The sequence below is a fragment of the Thermosulfurimonas sp. genome (assembly GCF_015491435.1).
GTDB lineage: Bacteria > Desulfobacterota > Thermodesulfobacteria > Thermodesulfobacteriales > Thermodesulfobacteriaceae > Thermosulfurimonas_A.
The window spans coordinates 1-3,516 of sequence record NZ_WFVX01000059.1; the positions used below are offsets into that span (position 1 = coordinate 1).

The following is a 3,516-nucleotide window of genomic DNA, read 5'->3' on the forward strand; positions in this document are numbered from 1 at the left end:
ATCCTGGCCCGGACCCCCGGCGGGGAAACCCTTCCCGCCCGGCTGGAACGCTGCGAGGGACAAAAGCTCCGGATCGGCTCCCGGGAAGAGGCCGAAAGGATCCTCCGGGAGCTGCGGGAACTCCTAGATCGGGAAAGACTCCGGGTCTCCGATCTGCGTCGTCGCGAGGCCCAGCGTAAGCCCTCCCCTCCCTTCATCACCAGCACCCTTCAGCAGGAGGCCTTTCGTCGGTTTCGCTTTCCGGCCAAGAAGACCATGTTCCTGGCGCAGCGCCTTTACGAGGGAGTGGATCTTCCCGGGGAGGGGCCGGTGGGGCTCATCACCTATATGCGGACCGATTCGGTGAGACTGGCCCCGGAGGCCGTGCACGCGGCCCGGGAAATCGTAGCCCGGACCTTCGGTCCGGATTTTCTTCCGGAAAAACCTCCCCGATACCGCGCCCGGGCTACGGCTCAGGAGGCCCATGAGGCCATTCGCCCCACCCGGTTCGATCTCCCTCCAGAGGCCTTAAAGGGCGTCCTCCCACCGGATGAATGGCGACTTTACGATCTTATCTGGCGACGGTTCCTGGCCTCCCAGATGAATCCGGCCCGCTACGAGACCACGGTGGCCCTCCTCGAACTGGGACCCTACCAGTTCCTTTCCCGGGGAAAAAGGCTCCTTCATCCGGGTTTTCTTGCCGTATATGCCGTGGAGGAGGACGATCAACTCCTTCCACCCTTAAGTCCCGGAGACTCTCTGGAAGTGGAAGATCTTAAGGGCACCCAGCACTTCACCAAACCCCCGGCCCGCTACACCGAGGCCACCCTGATCCGGACCCTGGAGGAAAAGGGGGTGGGAAGACCCTCCACCTATGCGCAGATCGTCTCTACCATCCGGGAACGCGGCTATGTGGAAAGCAAGGGGGGTGTGCTCCAGCCCACTGAACTGGGGATCCTGGTCAACGAGCTCCTCACGCGTTTCTTCCCCGAACTGATCGATCCGGAATTCACCGCCCGCATGGAGGCTTTCCTGGACGAAATTGCGGAAGGGAAGGCCGCACGCCAGGAGGTATTGAGGGAGTTTTACCGGGATCTCCTGCGGGACCTGAGCCTGGCGGAAAAGGAGATGGCCTCGCTCAAGGTCGGGGTCCCTGCGGAGGTCAGGTGTCCGGAGTGCGGGGCGGAGATGCTCCTTCGGGTAGGGCGCGCCGGGCCCTTTCTGGCCTGTTCCCGGTATCCGGAGTGCCGGGCCACCGGAGATTACGAACGGGATGACCAGGGACAAATCCGGCTGGTGCGTCGAGAGGAGACCTCTCACGGTTCCTGTCCGGAATGCGGAGGAGACCTGGTCCTGCGCCGGGGTCGTTTCGGAGAATTCCTGGCCTGCGCCCGGTATCCGGAGTGTCGCTATACCCGCCCGGTGGGAACGGGAATCGCATGCCCGCGCGAGGGCTGCGAGGGGGAGATCGTAAAACGTCGCTCTCGCAAGGGTAAAACCTATTATACCTGCTCCCGGGCCCCGGAATGCGACTTCGTCCTCTGGGATGAACCCCTCCCTGAGCCCTGCCCCTTTTGCGGGGCTCCCTTTGTGGTGCGAAAGGGCGGGCGCAGGCCCTACAAATACTGTCCTTTTTGTAAGGTAAAGATCCAGGAATGAGGATACGGTGCCCGGTCTGTGGACATCCGGCGGAACTTGTGGATCGGTGAGCCCGGGCCCGGGTGAGGTGTCTCACCTGCGGAAGAGAATGGCCGCGGGAGCTGATCCCGGAGGAGGAACTGGAAAGAGCCCGGGAGGCCCTATATCTGGGTGCGGAGGAGGTCCCATCCTGCGACCTCAACCCGGATTCCGCGGTGGACCGCGAGGATTCCTGATCCTGCCGGAGCCGGATCTCGGTGCCCTGGTCCGGTCCTTAAGGCCCCGCAAAATTCGCCGTCTTTTTCTCGCCCGGGTCTATTCCCTTCCCTCCGGAGTACTGGCCGGGCCGGCTCTGGGAGCCCCTCAGGCGGTAATGCTTCTTGAAAATCTGGCCGCCGCCGGGGTCCGGGAGGTATGGGTGTGGGGATGGTGCGGATCCCTCCGGGAAGAACTATCCCCGGGAACGATCCTGGTTCCGGAAAAGGCCCTCTCCGCCGAGGGGACCTCCGCTTACTATCTCCCCGGCACCTGTACCCTGTTCCCGGAACCGGAACTGGTGGCCGAATGGAAAAAACTCCTGAGCCAGGTCCCGATAAAGATCTTTAGTGGAACCGTGGTTTCCACGGATGCCCCCTATCGCGAGGACGAGAGTTTCTGGCGCCGTTTCCGGGACCAGGCCCTGGCTGTGGATATGGAATGTTCCGCTCTCTTTGCCGCGGCCCGGAAGCTGAGGGTAAAACTGGCGGCCGCCCTCCTGGTAACCGATCGTCTGTCCCCCGAGGGGCACGAAAGGCTTCCTTCCTCCGTGCGCAGGGAAATATTTGAAGCCCTTCTTCCGGCCTTCCGGAGGATCATGCAGGAGGGGCCCGGGACGGCCCGGGCCCCGAAAACGACTTAATAAGAGAAGCTTATCCCGATGCCGCCGAAGAAATGATCGTGATGATTGTCCCAGGAATTATCCTCCAGCAGATCCTTGGCCTCATCGGAAAGGGAGAAGCTGTAATAGACCTTGGGGGTCACGGTGAGATATTTCCCCACCGGGATATTCACCTCAGCCCCCACCTGGAGGTAAAGCCAGTCGGAAAATTCGTCGCCGGGATCGTCCGGATCGGGATAGGCCCCCTTATCCTTGGAATCCAGATACATGGCCGAGGCCGAAAGACTCAGGCTGGCCTGGTACCAGGGGAGGGAGATGTCCCGTTCGGCCGAAAGCTCGTACCACCAGGCGGGAAAATGGGAGATCTCCCGATAGACCTTGACCCCGAAGTTGATCCCGGTCTTGGGACAGGTGGCCGAAAGCCCGGCATAAAGCTCAAAAGAATCGTCCCCATCCAGAGCGTAATAGATACCGCCCACGTCCAGACTCGCCCCGTAAGGTAGCTTATCGTAGGTGTAACCGAAGGTAAAATCCGTCTCGTCCCAGTCGGCACCATCGAGACTTTTATCATGTTCGTTGTTACGATCGGTATCGTAATTTCCCCAGATGTTCACGTAGGCCCCCAGATAGGAAACGGTCATGGAAGGCTGCACCACCACCGAGTCGTCCGAAAGGGCGAAGCCCCGCCAGATGTACTGCGAAAGCACATCCACCGCAAGCTCCGTGGAGGGAGCGGACTCATCGGCCCGACTCACCCCGTTTAAAAGCCCCAACCCGAGAAACACCATCAGTCCCAGTACTACCCAGATTCTGCCTTTTCCTTTCATCCTACCCCTCCTTTTCTTGGTTTTTGATATTTTTAAATGGCTTCCTCTCCCCGTTCTCCGGAGCGAATGCGCAGGGCCTCAAGCACTTCATAGACGAAGATCTTACCGTCTCCGATCTCCCCGGTTCGGGCCGCCGAAGCGATGGCCTGCATAATACCCTCAACATCCTCATCTTTACAGACCACCCTTACCTCG

The 3,516-nt window shown here is 60.7% G+C and carries 5 protein-coding genes; 3 read left to right on the forward strand and 2 right to left on the reverse strand.

What is annotated here, in order from left to right; genetic code table 11:
• From F8J34_RS02650 to F8J34_RS02660, 3 genes are all read left to right on the forward strand, one after another.
• On the forward strand, positions 1 to 1,638 hold a 1,638-nt coding region (locus F8J34_RS02650; RefSeq protein ID WP_297056267.1), incomplete at its 5' end, for a topoisomerase DNA-binding C4 zinc finger domain-containing protein.
• Positions 1,639 to 1,700: 62 nt separating this feature from the next.
• Positions 1,701 to 1,853, forward strand: a complete 153-nt coding sequence (locus F8J34_RS02655) for a hypothetical protein (protein WP_297056274.1) — start codon at positions 1,701 to 1,703, stop codon at positions 1,851 to 1,853.
• A gap of 101 nt (positions 1,854 to 1,954) precedes the next feature.
• A complete protein-coding gene (locus F8J34_RS02660; protein WP_363315403.1) occupies positions 1,955 to 2,515 on the forward strand; it encodes a hypothetical protein in 561 nt (186 codons plus the stop codon).
• Here the strand turns inward: F8J34_RS02660 and F8J34_RS02665 are convergent.
• Together F8J34_RS02665 and F8J34_RS02670 are read right to left on the reverse strand one after the other, a co-directional pair.
• Positions 2,512 to 3,321: a TorF family putative porin gene (locus F8J34_RS02665; protein ID WP_297056268.1), complete on the reverse strand. Its 810-nt coding sequence runs from the start codon at positions 3,319 to 3,321 to the stop codon at positions 2,512 to 2,514. The two genes, F8J34_RS02660 and F8J34_RS02665, sit on opposite strands and share 4 nt — an antisense overlap.
• Before the next feature lie 32 nt (positions 3,322 to 3,353).
• Positions 3,354 to 3,506, reverse strand: a complete 153-nt coding sequence (locus F8J34_RS02670; RefSeq protein ID WP_297056272.1) for a P-II family nitrogen regulator — start codon at positions 3,504 to 3,506, stop codon at positions 3,354 to 3,356.
• Positions 3,507 to 3,516 lie beyond the last annotated feature (10 nt).

What these genes read in the sequence shown, in the direction of transcription:
- F8J34_RS02665 (WP_297056268.1), bottom strand. Translation starts at nt 3,321, where the DNA reads ATGAAAGGAAAAGGCAGAATCTGGGTAGTACTGGGACTGATGGTGTTT.